The sequence below is a fragment of the Bacillus sp. SIMBA_154 genome (genome assembly GCF_046536015.1).
Taxonomy (GTDB): Bacteria; Bacillota; Bacilli; order Bacillales; family Bacillaceae; genus Bacillus; species Bacillus pumilus_P.
In genome coordinates, this window is the sequence record NZ_JAWJBV010000651.1 from 1 (window position 1) to 237 (window position 237).

1 protein-coding gene is annotated in these 237 nt (G+C 46.8%); it reads left to right on the forward strand.

The features are described from left to right. The coding region (locus R0K30_RS23475; protein WP_410613431.1) for a glycoside hydrolase family 48 protein at positions 1-237 on the forward strand (237 nt) is incomplete at both ends.

Here is a 237-nt window from a genome sequence, read left to right on the forward strand (position 1 = left end):
TCCAGACCCGCTTGCTAGCGACCTGAAATCAACGTATGGGACCAATGAACCGTCTTTAATGCACTGGCTCCTTGATGTCGACAATTGGTATAGCTATGGACATTTACTCAATCCATCACATACAGCCGCATATGTAAACACACTTCAGCGTGGTCCGCAGGAATCAGTATGGGAGGCCATCCCTCATCCCTCACAAGATGATAAAACATTGGGAAAGCCGAATGAAGGTTTCATGAG